Origin of the sequence: Pseudomonas sp. SJZ077, from assembly GCF_007993905.1 — a bacterium.
GTDB classification, from domain to species: Bacteria; Pseudomonadota; Gammaproteobacteria; order Pseudomonadales; family Pseudomonadaceae; genus Aquipseudomonas; species Aquipseudomonas mandelii.
Genome location: NZ_VIUJ01000024.1, coordinates 1 through 20,941 on the forward strand (window position 1 = coordinate 1; position 20,941 = coordinate 20,941).

At 61.0% G+C, this 20,941-nt stretch carries 17 protein-coding genes; 11 read left to right on the top strand and 6 right to left on the bottom strand.

Going from position 1 to position 20,941, the window contains the following annotated elements; translation table 11 throughout:
• Window positions 1–528: 528 nt before the first annotated feature.
• The 6 genes from FBY01_RS26900 (at window position 529) to FBY01_RS26925 (ending at window position 7,771) form a co-directional block, all read left to right on the top strand.
• A complete protein-coding gene (locus FBY01_RS26900; protein ID WP_083375184.1) occupies window positions 529–1,137 on the top strand; it encodes a YqiA/YcfP family alpha/beta fold hydrolase in 609 nt (202 codons plus the stop codon).
• Between the two features lie 54 nt (window positions 1,138–1,191).
• Entirely contained in the window at window positions 1,192–3,096 is a 1,905-nt protein-coding gene (gene parE / locus FBY01_RS26905; RefSeq protein WP_010464236.1) for a DNA topoisomerase IV subunit B, read from the top strand.
• On the top strand, window positions 3,096–4,085 hold the full coding sequence (locus FBY01_RS26910) for an esterase-like activity of phytase family protein (protein WP_145310207.1): 990 nt from the start codon (window positions 3,096–3,098) through the stop codon (window positions 4,083–4,085). The genes parE and FBY01_RS26910 overlap by 1 nt, the downstream gene beginning before the upstream one ends.
• Window positions 4,082–4,606 (top strand): TIGR02281 family clan AA aspartic protease, encoded by a 525-nt coding sequence (locus FBY01_RS26915; protein WP_077750229.1) that lies wholly within the window; start codon window positions 4,082–4,084, stop codon window positions 4,604–4,606. The genes FBY01_RS26910 and FBY01_RS26915 overlap by 4 nt, the downstream gene beginning before the upstream one ends.
• Before the next feature lie 7 nt (window positions 4,607–4,613).
• Window positions 4,614–6,881 (top strand): DNA topoisomerase IV subunit A, encoded by a 2,268-nt coding sequence (parC, locus tag FBY01_RS26920; protein ID WP_010464231.1) that lies wholly within the window; start codon window positions 4,614–4,616, stop codon window positions 6,879–6,881.
• Window positions 6,882–7,057: 176 nt separating this feature from the next.
• Window positions 7,058–7,771, top strand: a complete 714-nt coding sequence (locus FBY01_RS26925) for a membrane integrity-associated transporter subunit PqiC (RefSeq protein ID WP_010464228.1) — start codon at window positions 7,058–7,060, stop codon at window positions 7,769–7,771.
• Window positions 7,772–8,026: 255 nt separating this feature from the next.
• Here FBY01_RS26925 and FBY01_RS26930 read toward each other — a convergent pair whose 3' ends face one another.
• Window positions 8,027–9,559 carry an AhpA/YtjB family protein gene (locus tag FBY01_RS26930; protein WP_077750230.1) on the bottom strand — a complete coding sequence of 511 codons (1,533 nt, stop codon included), beginning with the start codon at window positions 9,557–9,559 and terminating at the stop codon, window positions 8,027–8,029.
• A gap of 135 nt (window positions 9,560–9,694) precedes the next feature.
• Between FBY01_RS26930 and serB the strand changes: the two genes are divergently transcribed.
• A complete protein-coding gene (gene serB, locus FBY01_RS26935) occupies window positions 9,695–10,909 on the top strand; it encodes a phosphoserine phosphatase SerB (protein ID WP_010464223.1) in 1,215 nt (404 codons plus the stop codon).
• Window positions 10,910–11,056: 147 nt separating this feature from the next.
• On the opposite strand, the gene FBY01_RS26940 is transcribed toward serB, so the two are convergent.
• Window positions 11,057–12,835 (bottom strand): molecular chaperone, encoded by a 1,779-nt coding sequence (locus tag FBY01_RS26940; RefSeq protein WP_145310209.1) that lies wholly within the window; start codon window positions 12,833–12,835, stop codon window positions 11,057–11,059.
• 198 nt (window positions 12,836–13,033) lie between these two features.
• Between FBY01_RS26940 and FBY01_RS26945 the strand changes: the two genes are divergently transcribed.
• Window positions 13,034–13,435, top strand: coding sequence for a hypothetical protein (locus tag FBY01_RS26945; RefSeq protein ID WP_042932429.1), 402 nt, complete (start codon window positions 13,034–13,036; stop codon window positions 13,433–13,435).
• 56 nt (window positions 13,436–13,491) lie between these two features.
• Here the strand turns inward: FBY01_RS26945 and asd are convergent, their stop codons facing one another.
• Genes asd through FBY01_RS26960 form a run of 3 tightly spaced genes read right to left on the bottom strand, consistent with a single transcriptional unit; the run spans window position 13,492 to window position 16,768 of the window.
• Window positions 13,492–14,352: an archaetidylserine decarboxylase gene (gene asd / locus FBY01_RS26950; protein WP_083375180.1), complete on the bottom strand. Its 861-nt coding sequence runs from the start codon at window positions 14,350–14,352 to the stop codon at window positions 13,492–13,494.
• Window positions 14,353–14,370: 18 nt separating this feature from the next.
• Window positions 14,371–15,186: a rhodanese-like domain-containing protein gene (locus tag FBY01_RS26955; protein WP_145310211.1), complete on the bottom strand. Its 816-nt coding sequence runs from the start codon at window positions 15,184–15,186 to the stop codon at window positions 14,371–14,373.
• 43 nt (window positions 15,187–15,229) lie between these two features.
• Complete coding sequence (locus FBY01_RS26960) at window positions 15,230–16,768, bottom strand: HDOD domain-containing protein (protein WP_145310213.1); 1,539 nt, start codon at window positions 16,766–16,768, stop codon at window positions 15,230–15,232.
• 166 nt (window positions 16,769–16,934) lie between these two features.
• Here FBY01_RS26960 and motA point away from each other — a divergent pair, with 166 nt between their 5' ends.
• Together motA and motB are read left to right on the top strand one after the other, a co-directional pair.
• Window positions 16,935–17,786: a flagellar motor stator protein MotA gene (motA, locus tag FBY01_RS26965; protein ID WP_010464213.1), complete on the top strand. Its 852-nt coding sequence runs from the start codon at window positions 16,935–16,937 to the stop codon at window positions 17,784–17,786.
• A gap of 3 nt (window positions 17,787–17,789) precedes the next feature.
• Window positions 17,790–18,818 carry a flagellar motor protein MotB gene (motB, locus tag FBY01_RS26970; protein ID WP_145310216.1) on the top strand — a complete coding sequence of 343 codons (1,029 nt, stop codon included), beginning with the start codon at window positions 17,790–17,792 and terminating at the stop codon, window positions 18,816–18,818.
• 221 nt (window positions 18,819–19,039) lie between these two features.
• Here the strand turns inward: motB and rsgA are convergent, their stop codons facing one another.
• Window positions 19,040–20,071 (bottom strand): small ribosomal subunit biogenesis GTPase RsgA, encoded by a 1,032-nt coding sequence (gene rsgA / locus FBY01_RS26975; RefSeq protein WP_010464204.1) that lies wholly within the window; start codon window positions 20,069–20,071, stop codon window positions 19,040–19,042.
• Window positions 20,072–20,178: 107 nt separating this feature from the next.
• Here rsgA and orn point away from each other — a divergent pair, with 107 nt between their 5' ends.
• Window positions 20,179–20,721 (top strand): oligoribonuclease, encoded by a 543-nt coding sequence (orn, locus tag FBY01_RS26980; protein WP_007995036.1) that lies wholly within the window; start codon window positions 20,179–20,181, stop codon window positions 20,719–20,721.
• Window positions 20,722–20,941 lie beyond the last annotated feature (220 nt).

Sequence of the window (20,941 nt, forward strand, 5' to 3'; positions counted from 1 at the left end):
CCGGATGAACACCTCCACTCAGCCTCCCGAAAGGGGCGGGTAGATCAAGATCAAGAGCTGCAGGCGAGCTAACGCTCGGCCTGATGAGTGGTGAAGAGCGAAGCGTGTACAGCGAACCCCTTGTAGGAGCGAGGCTTGCCCGCGAAGGCGGCCTGACAGCCGACCAATCTCTTTTCAGGTACCCACATTCCACTGTAGGAGCGAGGCTTGCCCGCGAAGGCGGCCTGACAGCCGACCAATCTCTTTTGCAAGTACCCACATTCCACTGTAGGAGCGAGGCTTGCCCGCGAAGACGGCCTGACAGCCGACCAATCTCTTTTACAGGTACACCCATTCCACTGTAGGAGCGAGGCTGCCCGCGAAGACGGCCTGACAGCCGACCAATCTCTTGCAGGTACCCACATTCCCCTGTAGGAGCAAGACTGCCCGCGATGGCTTCTACCCAGACCCCCATGCCCGCCATGCATATCCCGATCCCCTCGACTCCCTGTAAACTCTGCGTTCTTTACCGACGCACAGGGAGCTCAAATGTCCGGTTCGATCCTTTATATCCACGGCTTCAACAGCGCGCCTTCGTCAAAAAAGGCCACGCAGTTGGTGCAAGTGATGGACCGCCTGGGTTTGAGCGATCAGTTGCGCGTTCCTGCCTTGCATCACCACCCGCGCGAAGCCATCGGTCAGCTGAACAAGGCGATTGAAGAGCTTGGGCGGCCACTGCTGGTAGGCAGCTCACTCGGCGGCTACTATGCGACTCACTTGGCCGAGCGCCATGGCCTCAAGGCCCTGTTGATCAACCCTGCCGTCAGTCCGCACCGGATGTTTGACGGGTATCTGGGGACGCAGAAAAACCTGTATACCGATGAGGCCTGGGAATTGACCCACGACCACGTGACGGCCCTGGCCGAGCTGGAAGTGCCGGCGCCCCAGGATCCGCAGCGGTATCAGGTGTGGTTGCAGACCGGCGACGAAACGCTGGACTATCGCCTCGCCCAGCAGTATTACCGCGCCTGTGCCTTGCGCATCCAGGCCGGCGGCGACCATAGTTTCCAGGGTTTTGCCGCGCAACTGCCGGCAATGCTGAGTTTTGCCGGTATCGGCGCAGATTTGTATCAGGCGATCGATTTCACAGCACTGTGAGTCGTCGTCTCTTTTTCACAGAACACTTTTTTGACAGGCGGACGACGAGACCCCATGGCCACTCCCAGCGCTAGCTCTTATAACGCAGACGCCATCGAAGTCCTCTCGGGCCTCGACCCGGTGCGCAAACGCCCCGGCATGTACACCGACACCAGTCGGCCGAACCACCTCGCCCAGGAAGTCATCGACAACAGCGTCGACGAAGCCTTGGCCGGGCACGCAACGTCGGTGCAGGTCATCCTGCACGCCGATCACTCCCTGGAAGTCAGCGATGACGGCCGTGGCATGCCGGTGGACATTCACCCGGAAGAAGGTGTGTCGGGCGTCGAGCTGATCCTCACCAAGCTTCATGCGGGTGGCAAGTTTTCCAACAAGAACTACCAGTTCTCCGGCGGTCTGCACGGGGTGGGTATTTCGGTGGTCAACGCTTTGTCGACCGAAGTCCGGGTGCGCGTGAAGCGCGACGGCAACGAATACCAGATGACTTTCGCCGACGGTTACAAGAAAACCGAGCTGGAAGTGATCGGCACCGTCGGCAAGCGCAACACTGGCACCAGCGTGTTCTTCGCCCCGGACCCGAAGTACTTCGATTCACCGAAATTCTCCATCAGCCGCCTCAAGCACGTGCTCAAGGCCAAGGCCGTTCTGTGCCCGGGGCTACTGGTCAGTTTTGAAGACAAGGCCACCGGCGAGAAAGTCGAATGGCATTACGAAGACGGCCTGCGCTCCTACCTGGTTGACGCCGTCAGCGAATTCGAACGCCTGCCGGACGAGCCGTTCTGCGGCAGCCTGGCCGGTAACAAGGAAGCGGTCGATTGGGCGCTGCTGTGGTTACCGGAAGGTGGCGACAGCGTGCAGGAAAGCTACGTCAACCTGATCCCGACGGCGCAGGGCGGCACTCACGTCAACGGTCTGCGTCAGGGCTTGCTCGATGCGATGCGCGAGTTCTGCGAATTCCGCAGCCTGTTGCCGCGCGGTGTGAAGCTGGCGCCGGAAGACGTCTGGGAACGCATTGCGTTCGTGCTGTCGATGAAAATGCAGGAACCGCAGTTCTCCGGCCAGACCAAGGAACGTCTGTCGTCCCGTGAAGCGGCGGCGTTCGTTTCCGGTGTGGTCAAGGATGCGTTCAGCCTGTGGCTCAACGCTCATCCGGAAACCGGCATGCTGCTGGCGGAACTGGCGATCAACAACGCCGGCCGTCGTCTCAAGGCCAGCAAGAAGGTCGAGCGCAAGCGCATCACCGCCGGGCCGGCATTGCCGGGCAAACTCGCCGACTGCGCCGGGCAAGACCCGATGCGTTCCGAGCTGTTCCTGGTGGAAGGTGATTCCGCCGGCGGTTCGGCCAAACAAGCGCGGGACAAGGAATTCCAGGCGATCCTGCCGTTGCGCGGCAAGATTCTGAACACCTGGGAAGTCGACGGCAGCGAAGTGCTGGCCAGTCAGGAAGTGCACAACATCGCCGTGGCCATCGGTGTCGATCCGGGCGCGGCGGACATGAGCCAGCTGCGTTACGGCAAGATCTGCATTCTCGCCGACGCCGACTCCGACGGCCTGCACATCGCCACCTTGCTTTGCGCCTTGTTCGTCCAGCATTTCCGCCCGCTGGTGGATGCCGGTCACGTTTACGTCGCGATGCCGCCGCTGTACCGCATCGACCTGGGCAAAGAGATTTACTACGCCCTCGATGAAGCCGAGCGCGATGGCATTCTCGATCGCCTGGTGGCCGAGAAGAAACGCGGCAAGCCGCAGGTCACCCGATTCAAAGGCCTGGGTGAAATGAACCCGCCGCAACTGCGCGAAACCACCATGGACCCGAACACGCGGCGTCTGGTGCAGTTGACGCTGGACGATTTCGAAGCGACCTCGGAGATGATGGATATGCTGCTGGCGAAGAAACGCGCCGGTGACCGCAAATCCTGGCTGGAATCCAAAGGCAACCTCGCCGAGGTTCTTGGCTGATGCGGGCTGGCTTTGCCCTGGCGTGTGCGTTACTTCTGACCTCCGTTTCGGCGCTTTCCGAACCGGCACCGCAGTTGCGCCTGTTGTCCGAGCATCCCGTCGACGGCATGCGCGGCGGCAATCTGTCGGGGTTGGCCCAGTGCGGCAAAGACTTGTGGACGGTCTCCGATCGCGACGATGACCAGATCTACCGTCTCGATACCCGCGACACGGTCTGGCAGGCCGAAACCGTGGGCATCGGCGTGCCGGCGGTGCCGGACAGCGGTTTGCCCTGGGGGTTGCGTTCGCGGGCCTGGGTCGCGGCGTTTGTACGGGGCGGGGACCTGGATTTTGAAGGCATCACTTGCGACAGCGCGGGTAATCGCTACATCGTCAGCGAGTCCCATGCCGCGATCCTGCAAGTGCCGCCCGTTGGGCCGTCGTCCTGGCTGAAGATCTCGCCGATGCTGGTTCGCGAAGCTCGGGCCAGTGGCATGCTGTTGCAGTTCAATGCGCTGTTCGAGGGGCTGGCGATCAATCCGGCGGGCGATCAATTGTGGCTCGCCGCCGAGCGTCAAAGCCGTGGCTTGTTGCTGATCAAGCGCAAACAGACGGTGTGGGATTGCGACGGTGGCTGCGTGCTGCTGAGCGAGGCGGGGAAAGAAATGCAGCCGGCACAGTTTCCACAGGCCAAAGCCGTGACTCGGGACTTTGCCGATGTATCGCTGTTCAACGGCAAGCTGTTTACCCTTGAACGCAACGCTTACCAGATCTGCCGCCGCGACCCGGAGACGGCCAAGGTCGAGCGCTGCTGGTCATTTGCCGATGAAGCCTTGCAGGAACACCGCCGCTATCAAAATCCGTTTGGTCTGACTGAAGCGTTGATGGTCGACGCCGAGGGTGCCTGGGTCGGCACCGACAACAACAACGATGCCCGCGCCGATGGCGAGGTTCGCCCGGTCGTTTGGCGCTTCGCCGCGCCTGAAGGTGGCTGGAGTGCCAAGCCGTGAGCCAGCAAACGCCGGGAAAGCGTGCCGGTCGGGTGTTCATGGTGCTGGCCTGGTGCGCGGCCCTGTTCCTGGCGACGCGGTTTTTCGGCCAGTGGGAGGATCGGCAGCAAAATCCCAATGTGGTCGTCAGCTCGGAGCAGGGCGAAGGTTTTATTGAAGTGAAACTGGCCAGCAACACCCAGGGGCACTTCGTCGCCAGCGGCCAGATCAATGGCCAGCCGGTGGATTTCATGCTGGATACCGGGGCAACCGATGTGGCAATCCCGGCGCAAATGGCCGAACGGCTGAAACTGGAACAAGGCTTCGGGGTGACCCTGAGCACCGCCAACGGTCGTACCGAGGGTTATCGAACCCGCGTCGACCGGCTGCAACTGGGCGACATTGTGCTGCGTGATGTGCGCGCCATCGTCGTGCCAGGCCTGGATGGCAAGCAAGTGCTGCTCGGTATGAGCGCGCTGAACAAACTTGAATTTACCCAGCGCGGTGGCACCATGCTGCTGCGCCAGACAACGAACCGATGAGGCCCGCATGAGCGACTCCCTTGATCTCAGCCTGGACGGTGTAGAACGCCGGTCACTGGCTGACTTCACCGAAAATGCCTACCTCAACTACTCCATGTACGTGATCATGGACCGTGCCTTGCCGCATATCGGCGACGGCCTGAAACCGGTACAGCGGCGCATCATCTATGCGATGAGCGAGTTGGGGCTGGACGCCGACTCCAAGCACAAGAAATCGGCGCGTACCGTCGGTGACGTGCTCGGTAAATTCCACCCGCACGGCGATTCGGCCTGCTACGAAGCCATGGTCCTGATGGCCCAGCCGTTCAGCTATCGCTACACGCTGGTCGACGGCCAGGGCAACTGGGGTGCGCCGGATGATCCCAAGTCCTTCGCCGCCATGCGTTACACCGAGGCGCGGCTGTCGCGTTATTCCGAAGTGCTGCTCAGCGAACTGGGCCAGGGCACGGCGGACTGGGGGCCGAATTTCGACGGTACACTCGACGAGCCGCTGGTGTTGCCGGCGCGTTTGCCGAACATCCTGCTCAACGGCACCACCGGCATCGCCGTGGGCATGGCCACCGACGTACCGCCGCACAACCTGCGCGAAGTCGCGACAGCCTGCGTGCGCTTGCTCGATGAACCCAAAGCCACGGTCGAGCAGCTCTGCGAGCACATCCAGGGCCCGGATTACCCGACCGAAGCGGAAATCATCACGCCTCGTGCCGATCTGCTGAAAATGTACGAAACCGGCAAGGGGTCGGTGCGCATGCGCGCCGTGTACCACATTGAAGACGGCGACATCATCGTCACCGCGCTGCCGCATCAAGTCTCGGGCGCCAAGGTGCTGGAGCAGATCGCGGCGATGATGCAGGCCAAACCGTCCAAAGCCCCGCAGATCGCTGACCTGCGCGACGAATCCGACCACGAGAACCCGTGCCGGATCGTGATCATTCCGGGCGCGCGGAAGAATTTCGACCACGATGCGCTGATGCAACACCTGTTCGCCAGCACCGAGCTGGAGTCGAGCTACCGGGTCAACATCAACATCATTGGCCTGGACGGCAAACCGCAGCTGAAGAACCTGCGTGCGCTGCTGGTGGAGTGGCTGGAATTCCGCGTTCAAACCGTGCGTCGTCGTCTGCAATTCCGCCTCGACAAGGTCGAGCGTCGCCTGCACCTGTTGGACGGTTTGTTGATTGCCTACCTCAACCTGGATGAAGTGATTCACATCATCCGTACCGAGGAACACCCGAAAGCCGCGCTGATCGCACGGTTCGCCCTGAGCGAAATCCAGGCCGACTACATCCTCGACACCCGTTTGCGTCAGTTGGCGCGACTGGAAGAGATGAAGCTGCGCGCCGAGCAGGATGAACTGCTCAAGGAACAAGCCAAGCTGCAAGCCCTGCTGAGCAGCGAAGCCAAGCTGAAAAAACTGGTACGTACCGAGCTGATCAAGGACGCCGAAACCTACGGCGACGACCGTCGTTCGCCCATCGTCGAGCGCACCGAAGCCAAGGCCCTGACCGAGCACGATCTGCTGCCGAACGAGAAAGTGACAGTCGTGCTGTCGGAAAAAGGCTGGGTGCGTTCTGCCAAAGGCCACGAGATCGACGCCACCGGGCTTTCCTACAAGGCCGGGGATGGTTTCAAGGCGTTGGCACCGGGTCGCTCCAACCAGTTTGCGGTGTTTATCGACTCCACCGGTCGCAGTTATTCGGTGGCGGCCCACACGCTGCCATCGGCCCGTGGCCAGGGCGAGCCGTTGACCGGCCGTCTGACGCCGCCGCCAGGGGCGAGTTTCGAATGCGTGCTGATGCCGGAAGACGATTCGCTGTACGTGATCGCCTCCGATGCCGGATACGGCTTCGTGGTCAAGGGTGAAGACCTGCAAGCCAAGAACAAGGCGGGCAAGGCGTTGTTGAGCTTGCCGAACAACTCGAAGGTCATTCTTCCGCGCCCGGTGACCGATCGCGAGAACAATTGGCTGGCCTCGGTGACCACCGAAGGTCGCCTGCTGATCTTCAAGATCAGTGATCTGCCACAATTAGGTAAGGGCAAAGGCAACAAAATCATCGGGATCAACGGTGAGCGTGTGGCCAGTCGCGAAGAATATGTCACGGACATCGCCGTACTGCCGGAGGGCGCCACGTTGGTGCTTCAGGCCGGAAAACGTACGTTGTCCCTGAAAGCGGACGACCTCGAACACTACAAAGGTGAGCGTGGTCGTCGTGGCAACAAACTGCCACGTGGCTTCCAGCGGGTCGATGCGCTGCTCGTCGAAAACCTCAATTAAGCGGCCTAGAGCGCTCGATCTGCGATTTAACGCGTAGATCGACGCTTTGCCGCTGGAGTCGGAACGCATATTCACGGATGATATGGCCTTTCAAGCGCCGGCGTGGCCGAGCGTTCTTCATATTTATTGAGTATTTTCACTGTGGTTAGCCTTGTGGCAACCACCTGGATGGGACGATGACTGCTCTGCGCCTTCCTTTTATTTTGATGCTCGCTGGCGTTCTTGGCCTGGCGGGTTGCAGCGTTCACCAGCCGGTGTCGCTGTATCAACTGGACAGCGGAAGTCCGGTTCAGCCTGCGCAAAGCGCCGGCATGGCGGTATTACTCGGCCCGGTAACGCTTGCGGATTACCTGCAACGCGAAACCTTGTTGCAGCGACAGCCGGATGGCAGCCTTCAGGCGTCGACCGACGGTCGTTGGGCTGGAAGCCTGTCGTCGGACGTTGATCAGCTGTTGCTGCGTCAGGTGGCGGGCCATCTGGACAGTCAGCGGGTTGTGCTGGCGCCTGCGACCCTCGGCTTCACGCCGGATGTCCAGGTGCTGCTGACGATTACTCGTCTGGACTCGGGCGAATCGCAACCGGCGATCCTGGATGCGCAATGGCGCCTGATCGACCGTCGTGGCCAGGTTCGCGATAACCGCATCATTCACCTGCAAGAGCAGCACGCAGGCGGCACGGCGGCTCAGGTTCAGGCTCAAGGGGTGTTGCTGCAGCGTCTGGCCGAGCAATTGTCCGTGGCGCTCAAGCCACTGGCTAATCAACCGCCGATCGCTGAAGCACCCAAAAAGCCTGCTCCGAAGCCTGTGGCTCCCGCGGCAGAGCAAGAGAAACAGCCGAAGATCCCGATGGCCTCGCCGATCCGGACCGATATGGAAGTGTTCAGGTTCTAAGCCTGGATTGATCCAAGAACAAAGCCCGCAGTGATGTGGGCTTTGTTGTTTCTGCAGGGGGCAGATATCTGTCGCTTGTCCTGGCCTCTTCGCGAGCAGGCTCGCTCCCACAGGTTTTGTGTCGTACACCTATCGCGCGAACGACGCAGGGCCTGTGGGAGCGAGCCTGCTCGCGAAGAGGCCGGGACACAGGCAACAAAAAAGCCCGCAGACGATCACTCGTCTGCGGGCTTCTTCACTTCAGGGGTTTAAGGCTTACGCCCGACGCTCATGCATCCGCGCCAGTTGTCGCTCCAGCATCGACGGATAAGGCTCCATCAACCGCTCCACACAGCACGCACCCTCAGGGCTGGCAATCGGGCGGATCCGCGCACGCTGGCGTATCAGCGCGTCGTCACCGATCTTGCGCTCCACCAGCAGCAGGTTGCGGCTGTGTTGCGACAAGGCCAGGGCATCCTGAGCGGCTTCGGTCAGCAGCAGGTCGATCTGGCTCAGACCGAATAGCTCATCACCCAGCGTCAGGCCCAGCTGCAATTGCAGGGTGATGCCGCTGTCTGCAACTTCAATCTGCAACTGATGACCCAAGGCTCGCAGCAATTCACCGCAGCAGATTGCGTTGGTCAGGTAATCGTCGCCGCTGTCTTCGGTGTGGAACAGCATCAGCGTGCTGCCATCGTTCAGGGTGTGCAGTTCGCTCTGATAGAGCGAAGCTGCCTGATCGAGGCAGTCGCGATAGCGTTTCAGCAGTTCTTCCAGGCGGGTGCGAGGCAGACGACGCAGTTGATCTTGAGCGCCCAGTTGCACGGCCAGTACGGCGCTGTGCTGCGGCACGTTCGAAATCGCCGGTTTGGCGAGCGGTTTAGGCGCAACGTCGGCCGATTCATCACGCAAGTCAGCAAACGCATCGTCGTCATCGTCGTCTTCAACGGTGCTGACACTGCGCCGTGGCGCTGGCTTGAGGCCAGCCACAGGTTTGCTTTCATCGAAACTCGGATCCCGCAGGTTGCGCACTTCGAAGGACGGCTCGTTATCGTCGGCGTCTTCATAGTCGCTGTCGTCGTATTCCGGCTCCGGCACGGGTTCCGGTTCGGCCGGCTCCGGCGCGAAGTTGGCGTGCAGCTGACGGGCCAGGTCGCCGATCTCGTCCTGGCGCTCGGTGGCCGGGGTGTATTCGTCGATATTGCGCAGCCACACGCGCAGTTGCAGCAGCGGCGTGGAGATGTGCCGGCCCAGGCGCAGGCTCAAGGCCAGGGACAGGGCCAGCAGAATCGCACTCAAAATGCCCATGCTTTGCAGGCTGATGGTCATGGGCTGCTGGAACTGATCCATGTCCAGGCTGATGCGCAGTTGCCCGGCGGTGACGTCCTGGAACGTGATCTTGCTCTGGTACATGCCCTCGGCTTCGCCCAGCAGGCTGTGCTTGGGGCGCTGACCGGCTTCGGCGAGGATGCGGTTATCCACGCTGTAAATGGCGGCGTGGGCCACCAGCTTGTTTTTGGTCAGGTTGTTGAGCAGCACGTTGAGGCTGAGGATGTCGTTGGACACCAACAGCTCCGTGGCGGACGTGGCAGTCTGCGTGGTCAGGCTTTCACCCAGCGCATCGGCCTGCTCGTGCATGGCCTGCTTGAACTGCAAACCCATCACGCAGGCGTAGATCACCAGGGCCAGAGCGACCAGGATCACGTTATGGCTGGCGATGCGCAATGCAATCGGTACACGGCGGTGGCGCAGTGCACGGAAGATCAGCAGAAAGAAGTTATCGGTTTTTACTGGCGTGGGCCGGTTCACTTGAGCTCGGCTCTTTTGTCCGTGAAGTTGACGCGCAGTATAGCGACAGGCCCTAGACCGGCAAAGCGCTCACGGTGCCCGATGGTCACTGAAAGTGGGTAGAATGCGGTTTTTTTCCACTTGCGGGGGTGCGCCTTGCGCGAAATCGTCCTGATAAACATCACGGGAGTCGACCGACCGGGTCTGACTGCGGCCATTACCGGCGTTCTGGCCCAGGGTGGTGTGAACATTCTCGACATTGGTCAGGCGGTGATCCACGACACCCTGTCGTTCGGCATCCTGGTTGAAATTCCTGATACCGAGCAAGGCAAGTCGGTGCTCAAGGACATCCTGTTCAAGGGGTACGAGCTCGATCAGCAGGTGCGATTCACCCCGGTGTCCGAAGGGGATTACCAGCAGTGGGTCGGCAATCAGGGCAAAAAGCGCCACATCGTGACGCTGTTGACCCGCAAAGTAACCGCCGGACAGTTGCAGGCCGTGAGCTCGATCACCGCCAAATATGGCCTGAACATCGACCACATCGATCGCTTGTCCGGGCGCATGCCGCTGGACACCCCGGCCGACAAGGGCAAGGGCTGCATCGAGTTTTCCGTGCGCGGCGAAGCGGCTGACCCGCAGGCGCTGCGGGCTGAATTCCTCAGCGTCGCCCAGGAACTGAACGTCGACATCGCCTTTCAGGAAGATTCGCTGTTTCGCCGTAACCGCCGCCTGGCGGTATTTGACATGGACTCGACGCTGATCGAAGCCGAAGTCATCGACGAACTGGCCAAGGCAGCGGGCGTGGGCGATCAGGTGTCGGAAATCACCGAGCGAGCGATGGCCGGTGAACTGGATTTTCGCGCGAGCTTCAAGGAACGCCTGGCCTTGCTCAAGGGGCTGGACGTCAGCGTGCTGGATTCGATCGGTGCTTCGTTGCGCCTGACTGAAGGCGCCGAAACCCTGTTTGCCGAGCTAAAGCGCCTGGGCTACAAGACTGCGATTCTGTCGGGCGGCTTCACCTACTTCGCCAAGCAATTGCAGGCCAAGTTGGGCATCGACTATGTGTTTGCCAACGAGCTGGAAGTGGTCGACGGCAAGGTCACCGGTGTGGCGGTCGAGCCGATTGTCGATGCGCAGCGCAAGGCGGATCTGCTGAAGGAGCTGGCGCACAAGGAAGGTTTGCGCCTGGAGCAGACCATTGCGGTCGGCGACGGTGCCAACGATTTGCCGATGCTGGCAATTGCCGGCCTGGGCGTGGCGTTCCGCGCCAAGCCGCTGGTGAAGCAGTCGGCAAAGCAGGCGATTTCCACCCTTGGGCTCGATGGCGTGCTGTATCTGCTGGGCTTTCGGGATCGCGACGGGCAGCTCTGAGTCTCCCCAGGGCTGAAAGGCGCTTGTGGCGAGGGAGCTTGTCGGATCGCCGCACCGTCCCGCTGGGCTGCGAAGCGGCCCCGAAAAAGGACTGCTACGCAGTCCATACGGGAGCAAGCTCCCTCGCCACAGGTATTGGATTCACCCTCAGAGCGACTTCCACAACGAATCGAAATCCTCCTCGACGCCGCTCCCCGCGGCGTTGTCGTTTCTGCTCGCCTCCAGCGAACGGTAGGCAAACTGATTGAAGCTGTTGGTGCTCGCCACCCGCCGATCCAGCCCGGCGCGGCGTTCCTGGCCGTTGGTGTTGATCAGCACTTTGCTGCCTTCCTGAAAGGGCAGGCGCGGAGCGAGCAACGTGGCGGGCAGGTCGATGGCGCTGATTTCCGGCAGCAACAGGCCGCGCAGATATTGACTGTGGTCGTCCCGCGTTCGCACCAGTTGCAGCCCGCAAGGCTCGGCGTAAGGCGCGACCTGCTCGATCCCCATTTGCGTCCCGCCGCCGCGCACCTGACGAATCCAGCGCACCACCGCAATACTCCAGCCCTGATTGGCAGAGTCCTGGATGCCGATCATTTCGCCAGCCTGCAACTCGGCGGGCACCGCGTCGGGCCACGCCAGGCAATAACCGCCGGGGCTGTGGTTGATGACCGGCAGGGCGTAAGTCGGAAAGTGCCGATTGTTATCGGCCGCCTCCTGGCCGTCGTCGCTCTGGAGGTGCGGGTATTCAATTTCTTCGTAGGGCAGCAAGGTATCGGCGCTGCCGTGGGGGGCGGCGTCGAACGCGTGGTGCCATTGGTCCTTTCCCTGGTTCGTCGGGGACGCTGCCGAGAACTGCGCGAGTCGAGTACCGGGGTTTTTCAGAATATCGCTGAACGAACGTTGCCCGCCCAGGTAGAAGTGCAATGCGCTCATGCCCACACACAAGGTCAAGGTGCCTTGGCCAACCGTGCGCTGAAAACTGCGTTCGGCCGCCTGGCCCCAGGCAGCGTGCAGGTGTTGCAGGGTATCCAGGCTGAGCCCGGTCGGTACCGGCAGCGGCGGTGTGCCGTCATTGCCTTGCAGATGCGCTTCGATGGCGGCGACCAGCGGCTGCGGATCAATCCCCAGCAAACCGGCCTGCTGCTCGGCCCTGAATTTCGAACGATAGCGCGGCCCGGTGTCGAGGTCCGGCGCGACGGCAAACAATCCGTCTGCGGGTTGGCCGGGTTGCAACTTTATCCATTGGCTCCAGGGCTCCAAGACCTCGGCGAGCCGGGCGATCTGGTTCTGGCGCAGTTGATTGCAGCGGGAGGCGCCCAGCAGCAGGGCGGTTACATAAGTCTGTTCGACGCTCAGGGTTTTGGTCTGGCTGGCCAACTCATCGCGCAGGCTCAGGTGCTGGAGTTTGAGTGCGCAGGCGATCCGATACAGCTGATGCAGCTCCAGCCACAGCCCTTCCGGTACCGGGCAATACAGTTGAGTCGAGCGAATCAGCGGCCCGTTCAGGCAATGGATCGCCCGCTGCAACGCTTGGGTCAGCAGCGATGCTCGGTCCTTGCTGAAGCGCGGGGTGATGCGCACGACGATCTGTTTGTAACCAATCGCCAAATGATTTTGCAGGGCCTGGCAGAGGTTGGCGATCTTGCGCGAACGCTCGTCGAGCACTATCGCCTGGTGCAGGAAATGCCGTTCCAGGTGTTTGCAGACGTAATACACCTCGGGTCGCAACAGTTCGAGCAGTTGCAGGCGATTGTCGCTGGGGGTGAGCAGCTGGTTGAGTTCGCTCAAGCCTTGATAGAGCAGGCGAGCGGTTTCACCGATGTTTGCTTTGGGCAGGTTGGCGATCCAGCGCTTGAGGTCGCGTGGCGTCGGTTCACAGAATGTCAGGCGCAATTGAGCCGGGATCGGGGCGCGTAGCAGCAGGTGAGGGCTGGTTTCATTCATGCCGTAGAAAAACTCCAACCGGGAAATGGGCAGTGAATGATCTGACTGTAGCAGTTACGGATGTCGACCGTTTGTCTGTCAGTCGAGTGCTGCCCGGGCGTACTACTAATCTGACACACGTGCGACTGGATACGCACGGTCGTGCGGCCTGCTGCCTACGCAGGGCAGGTCTCTTGTAACTTCAAGGAGATGAGGTTCATGTCTAGATACGTAGTGGCAAATCAATGGGGCGGTAGTTCGGCACCCTGGCATCCGGGCGGAGACTGGACGTTGGGTGCGAGGGACAACCAGAACGTGGTCGCGATCGAGATCAAATCGGGCGATGGCGGGAAGAGCTTCACCGGCACCATGACTTACGCGGGTGAAGGTCCCATTGGCTTCAAGGCTCAGCGCACGGGCCAGAACCAGTACAACGTGGAAAATCAGTGGGGCGGCAACGACGCTCCATGGCATCCGGGTGGCAAGTGGGTCATCGGCGGCCGTGATAATCAGAACGTTGTGGCGTTGAGCGTCACCTCCAGTGATGGAGGGAAAAACCTCAGTGGCACCAATACCTACGCCAACGAAGGGCCGATCGGCTTTCGTGGACAGATAGAGTAACGGCGCTACCGAAATGTCCGCCCCTTCGAAGACGTTCGACGGGGCGGATTAGCCAATCAGGCTGTTGGCAGGCCCAGTGCCTGGCCCATTTGTACTGGCGACAGGGCGCCGAGCCCTTCAGCCCACTTCACCTGATCCGGTCCGAACAGCACCACAGCGGTCGAACCCAGCTTGAAGCGACCCAGTTCCGCACCTTTTTCCAGATGGATTGGCGCGCGGGCGGCTTCGTCGTAACGGAAGGTTTTCAGCTCGCGTTTCGGCGGCGTCACCAGCCCGGCCCACACGGTTTCAATCGACGCCACGATCATCGCGCCCACCAGCACCACGGCCATCGGCCCGCGCTCGGTGTCGAAAATGCACGCCACACGTTCGTTGCGGGCAAACAGTTCCGGCACGTTTTCGGCGGTGGTCTGGTTGACCGAGAAAATCCGGCCCGGGATGTAGACCATCTCGCGCAGGGTGCCGGCCAGCGGCATGTGCACGCGGTGGTAGTCTTTCGGTGACAGGTAAATCGTCGCAAAGTCGCCGCCCATGAACGGCGCAGCATTGGCGGCATCACCGCCCAGCAATTCCAGCACGCTGAAACTGTGGCCCTTGGCCTGGAACACGCGGCCATGTTCGATCGGGCCGAGTTGGCTGACCGCACCGTCGGCCGGGCTGAGAATGGCGCCCGGGGTTTCATCGAGCGGGCGAGCGCCGTCTTTCAAGGCGCGGGTGAAGAACGCGTTGAAGTGCTCGTAAGCCGTCAGGTCTTCGACCAGCGCCTGGGACATGTCCACCTGATAGCGCTTGGCGAACCAGGCGGTAAAGGCATTCTTGAACCAACGCACGCGGCATTCGGCAATGCAGCCGGCCAGTCGCGAGAGCAAGTGGTGAGGCAGCAGGTATTGGCTGAGGATAAACAAACGCTTATTCATGGACTGTCCTTAAAAACCTTAAATCTCTACGGGCGTATCGGGGTGGTTGCCCCATTCGCCCCAGGAGCCGGCGTAGCCTTTGACCCGCGGATAACCGAGGGATTTGGCCACCAGATAAGTGAAGCCAGAGCGATGGTGAGTCTGGCAGTGGGTAATGACTTCTTTGTCTTTGGTGATACCGAGTTGTTCCAGGATCTGCGGCATGTCCGTGCGGATGCGCAGGTTGCGCGCTTGATCCATGCCGGCCGTCCATTCGAAATTCACCGCGCCGGGAATGTGCCCGGCCTTGGCTGCCAGGACTTTCTCGCCGGAGTATTCCAGTGGGCCACGCGCGTCCCAGATCGCCAGGTCGGCGGCACCGAGACGGCTTTGCAGGTATTCGCGGGTGGCGGTCGGCTCGTCGTGCAGGGTCAACGCAATCGGGCCGCCAGCGAGGGCCGGGATCTGGATCGACATGGGCATGCCTTCTGCCAGCCAGGCTGTCAGGCCACCGTCGAGATAGTGGTAGTTGCGATGGCCGATGACATCGAGCAGCCAGATAAAGCGCCCGGCCCAGCCGCCGCCTTCGTCGTCATAGACCACGTAGGTGGCATTGGCGTTATGTCCCAACTCACCGAACAACGTTTCGAGTGCCGCTTGCGGTGGCATCAGCCCAGGCGCAGGCGCCTGGCCGAGTTGTGTGCGTTTGGGATCGACAAAGCGTGCACCGGGAATATGCCCTTCGGTATAGCGGGCACTGCTGGTCAGGTCCACCAGAATCAGTTCGCGGGACTCAAGGCGAGGGAGCAAGTCGCTCGGCTCGATGACCAGCGCCAAGCCAGAGAAGTCAGACATGTGAGGTCTCCAGAGCACAAAAGGGAGGATTGTAGCGCAGCATTCATTGACCGCGCTGGCTAAAGCTATGGAGTGCCTTTTCAATGCACTGCGCGGTTTTACCGAAGGCTTGCACGGTGATTTCCGAGAATGGCCCGCCGCCCTGATCCGCCACAACGACCATGATCACCCGACCATTGTTGACCAGCGAGCGCAGCAGCAGGTGTTCGCCGCGAAACTGCGCACGCAGGCTGGCGGGTAGCAGCGCCGAGAACTGGGCGTTGTTGGCCGGGGTCAATCGCACCTGGGCCTGTTGCGAGAGCAACCGTTGCAGCACGGTGCTCTGACTCACGACCAGGTTTAGCCCCGCCGCTTCCTTCGCCAGCCCGGCCGTTTGATGCGCACGCAAATTGGCGTGGGTGCGGTCAGCCATCAAAATCATCACTCGACGCATACCGCATGCGACCAGTGCGTCCCGGGCCGACGTGGTCAAGTGCATTGCATTGGTGAAGCGGCTCGGCTCGACCAGCAGTTCAGCACATTGTTTACGCCATGCCGTCAGGTTTTCGGTGGTCGGCGCCGGTGCCGGCAACAACCCGGCGTGAATGCGGTTCACGCCCGAGGGCCAGATCAACGCTACGGCGGGGTGCCAGATGTCCGGCATGGCGTGCTGGTGCGCGCTGTTCACGGCTTGTTGATGCAGTTGCTGCTGCACGTCGCTCATCGGCATTTGCAGGTAAAGGCTGGTCAGGTATTGCCAGCGCTCGCTGTGCGGGCTGTCCCAGGCCTGTTGCGCCGACAGTGCCAGCCCATTGGCCAGCAACACGGTATTGGCCGGTTGGTTGAGCCAGCGACGCAAGGTCGGATCGTCATCGAGGCGATTTTGCTGGCGCAAGGGATGCTCGCTGTCCCGGGCAATGCGCAGGACTTTGACCAGTTCGCGCTGCTCGTTGAGCAGCAGGCGATAACCTTGCTGCACCCAGATTGGCAGGCGCCAGATGTCCACCAGCGCCTGGCAGATGTCCAGCAGGCGAACGCCGAACAGGTCCTTTTCGACTTTGCGCGCTGACTCGCCTTTATGAATGACCCGCAGTTCCCATTCTTCGAGCAACTGCGGATGAGTCAGCGCTATCGGCCAGAGCGGCGAGAGAAACAGCAGGCTGCCCCAGTGGATGTCCTGCCAGAGCCGCGCCAGGCGAGCGGCAAAAAAACCGTTGGCCTGTTGGGTCGCGTGCTGGCTGATCATCTGCAGCTGACGCAACGCCACCGGGATCTGTGATTGCGGTTCGGCAGGCAACCGGGCGAGCAATTCCTCGGTGCGTTTCAACCCGAGACGATTGATCGCCACCTCAAGGTTTTCCGCCGGGTCGGTCATGCTGCCGTGGGTATGACGATTGGCTTCACGAATCACGCTCAAGGCCAGGGCCGGGCTGTCCTGCAACAATTCGGCTATGTCGCGAATCGAGCTGCGGTTGTCGGCGAGGGCCTTGCAGACACGGTCGTGACTGTCTTGCGGAACCGGCAGACGCACGCCATCGAGAAGCTTGACCCAGCCTTCAAGAGTGGTTGGTTTTGGGATAGGGGTGTTCGTTTCGTTAGCCATGGTTGGACGTGATCATCGTCTGCATTACCTATGCCCAGAGAGGGCTAAATTAGCTTTTCGCTTGAACTGGCTATAGTCTGGCGCAGTTTTGCCGATAAGTAGAAGAAGAGATTTTTTAACTTCCGAATATGACCTTGAACCCGACTCAGTAAGTGCTCTCCTACCTATGGCTAAAATAATCGGCATCATCGTCGTATTCGCGAGCGTGCTCGGCGGATACGTGCTTTCCCACGGCAAGATTGCCGCCCTGATTCAACCTTTCGAGGTGATGATTATCGGTGGTGCGGCCCTCGGTGCATTCCTGCAGGCCAACCCAGGTCACATGTTCAAACTCGTTCTCAAGAAAGCGCTGGGAATGTTCAGTTCGCGCTTCAACCACACGTTCTATCTGGAAGTGCTGGGCCTGATCTACGAGATCCTCAACAAGAGCCGCCGCGAAGGCATGATGGCGATCGAAGGCGACATCGAAGACGCCGCCGCGAGCCCGATCTTCGCCAAGTACCCTGCGGTTCTGAAAGATGACCGCATGACCGCCTACATCTGCGATTACCTGCGCATCATGTCCTCCGGCAACATGGCGCCCCATGAGCTCGAAGGTCTGTTCGACATGGAACTGACCAGCCTCAAGGAAGACCTCGATCACCCGTCCCACGCCGTGAACGGCATCGCCGACGCCATGCCTGGCTTCGGTATTGTCGCGGCCGTATTGGGTATCGTGGTGACCATGGCCTCCCTGGGTGAAAGCGATCAGAAAATGATCGGCTTACACGTGGGTGCGGCACTGGTAGGTACTTTCTTCGGTATTCTCGCCGCCTACGGCTTCTTCGGCCCGCTGGCCCATGCCCTGGCCCACGAAGCCAAGGAAGAGCTGAACGTCTACGAAGCCATCAAGGCTTCGCTGGTTGCTTCGGCTTCCGGCATGCCGCCATCGCTGGCAGTGGAATTCGGCCGCAAGGTTTTGTACCCGGCGCACCGTCCTAGCTTCGCTGAGCTGGAACAAGCGGTTCGCGGTCGCTAAGTCATGGAAAACAACCAGCCGATAATCATCAAACGCGTAAAAAAATACGCGGCCGGACATCACGGGGGCTCCTGGAAAATCGCCTTCGCGGACTTCGCGACGGCGATGATGGCGTTCTTCCTGGTGCTGTGGTTGCTGTCCACCGCCACGCCGGAACAGAAGATTGCCATCGCCGGTTACTTCAAGGACCCGGTCGGTTTTTCCGAAAGCGGCACGCCATACATCATCGATCTGGGCGGCTCCCCGACCCTGGCGCCGGAGAACACCCTCAACCCTGAGGTGAAGTCTCAGCCGCAGCCGGACCGAGTCACCGTCGACACCGACCAGGTCGAAGGCATGGCCGAACAGGTGGAGAAGGAACGCCTGGAACTGTTGCTGCAAGAATTGCAGAACAAGGTTGATGAAAACCCGCAGCTGCAAAAATTCAAGGACCAGATCCTGTTCGAAATCACACAGGACGGCTTGCGCATCCAGATCATGGACGCGGAAAACCGGCCTATGTTCGACTCAGGCTCAGCGCGTCTGAAACCGTATTTCGAAGACATCCTGCTGGCCATGGCCGACACCATCAAAGCGGTGCCGAACAAGATCAGCATCAGCGGCCATACCGATGCCAAGCCGTACTCGGGCACCGGTGATTTTGGTAACTGGGAACTCTCAGCCAACCGTGCCAACGCTGCCCGCCGTGCCCTGGTCGCCGGCAGCTATCCGGATCAGCAAGTGGCGCGGGTGGTCGGTTATGCCTCGTCCGCGCTGTTCGATCGCGAGAACCCGTTCAACCCGGTCAATCGCCGGATCGACATCGTGGTGCTGACCAAAAAGGCCCAACGCGCCATCGAAGGTTCGCAAGGCGTTGAACCGGCACCTGCGCCAACGCAAGGGCAGGGCGGTCCGGGCGAAGTGCCGGCCACGCCGGTCGATCCGAACGCATTGCCGGCGGATAAACAACCGCTGCCGGCCCATGAGCTTCGTGAGCGATTGAATATCTTCGAAGACCCGGCACCGAAACCGGCGGAACCGCCGAAGCAGTGATCCACAACAATCAAGCCGACAGAGATGTCGGCTTTTTTGTGCGGCTTTCACGGGTTTGGACGTCACTGCATTTTTAGCGTGGGCATGGTCCCTGTGGGAGCGAGCCTGCTCGCGAAGGCTTTGTGTCAGGCGACGGGGGGAGGGCGGTGTACATATCCGTTTCTGCGGTAACGGCCGCCCATGGATCATGTTCGTGGCATCACGAACATGATCACGGCTACTTAATAACTGGTTTCGGGCAGGCTGGCGATGATCGAGCGATAGCTGTTCATCCGCTGCTGCTGCACGCGGCCTTCTTCGAGAGCTTTGAGCAGGGCGCAACCCGGCTCGCGGTCGTGCTTGCAGTCGCGGAAGCGGCAGGTGCCGATCAAGTCGTTGAACTCGATGAAACCGGCTTCGACGTCGGCACGGCTGACGTGGCCCAGACCGAATTCGCGGATACCCGGGGAGTCGATCAACTCACCGCCACCGGGGAAGTGGAACAACCGCGCGGTCGTGGTGGTGTGGGTGCCCTGGCCGGACAGCTCGGACAGCGGGCCGACACGGGCTTCGACTTCCGGCAGCAGGCTGTTGACCAGCGAGGACTTGCCGACGCCGGACTGGCCGACGAATACGCTGATGCGTCCGTCCAGCTGCTTCTGCAGCTGTTCCATGCCGTTGCCGTGGTGCGCCGAGACCTCCAGCACCGGGTAACCCAGCGTGCGGTAAACCGCCAGCAAGGCATTCAGCGCCGGGGCGTTCTGCTCGTCGATCAGGTCGAACTTGTTGAGCAGCAGCAGCGGACGAATCCCGGCGTGCTCAGCAGCGACCAGGTAACGGTCGATCAGGTTCGCGTGTGGCTCGGGCAGCGGGGCGAAGACGATGACGATCATATCGACGTTGGCTGCAACGGGCTTGAGCTGGCCACGGCTGTCCGGACGGCAAAGTTCGGTTTTACGCGGCAGTTGCGCCACGATTACCCCGATGCCTTGGTTGCCGGCACGCCAGACCACCTGATCACCGGTCACCAGCGCCGGGAGGTTGGCGCGCAAATGGCAGCGGAACACTTCGCCGGCCAGTTCGCCCTCAAGGGCTTCGACTTCGACCTGCACACCGAAGTGCGCGATCACCAGGCCCGTCTGTTCCGGACCCAGGTCGCCGCCCTCAAGTGCCTCGACAGCCGAGGACTCGCGTTTGGCGGCGCGGGCAGCGCGTTCACCTTGGATCTTTTCGATGCGCCAGTTTTGACGACGATTGAGTTGGCGTTTGGCCATGGGTGTTCCGTATCAAGAATGCAGCGATTAGGTAAAACGGCCGCGAGTTTAGCACGCCCGGGCGCCGCCCTAGGCTAAACTGCGCAGCATTGCCTAGGAGCCGACACATGCAAAACCCGCAGAATCTGATCTGGATCGACCTGGAAATGACCGGTCTGAACCCGGATACCGACGTCATCATCGAAATGGCGACCATTGTCACCGACAGTGACCTGAACACCTTGGCCGAAGGGCCGGTGATCGCCATTCACCACAGCGACGAGATCCTCGCCGGCATGGACGAGTGGAACACCCGTCAACACGGCGGCTCGGGCCTGACCCAACGGGTGCGCGACAGCCGCATCAGCATGGCCGAAGCCGAAGCCGAGACCATTGCCTTCCTGGAGAAATGGGTGCCAAAGGGCAAGTCGCCGATCTGTGGCAACAGCATCTGCCAGGACCGTCGCTTCCTTTATACCCACATGAAATCCCTGGAAAGCTACTTCCACTACCGCAACCTCGACGTGTCGACCCTGAAAGAGCTCGCCGCACGCTGGGCACCGGACGTGCGCGACAGCTTCAAGAAAGGCAGCACCCACCTGGCCCTGGACGACATCCGCGAATCCATCGCCGAGTTGCAGCACTACCGCAAGCATTTCATCAAGTTCTGAACGGTGTCGGGCCTTTGTGGCGAGGGAGCTTGCTCCCGCTCGGCTGCGAAGCAGTCGTAAAACCTGCAAATGCGGTGTGACTGGAAGAATGCCGGGGAGCGCTTCGCGCTCCAGCGGGAGCGAGCTCCCTCGCCACAGGCTGCGTGTGATGCTTTCTCTTGCCCTCTTTTGGTGCCGGGACTAAATGGCTAGACTGCGCGCCTTTCTGCAAGGACCGCCA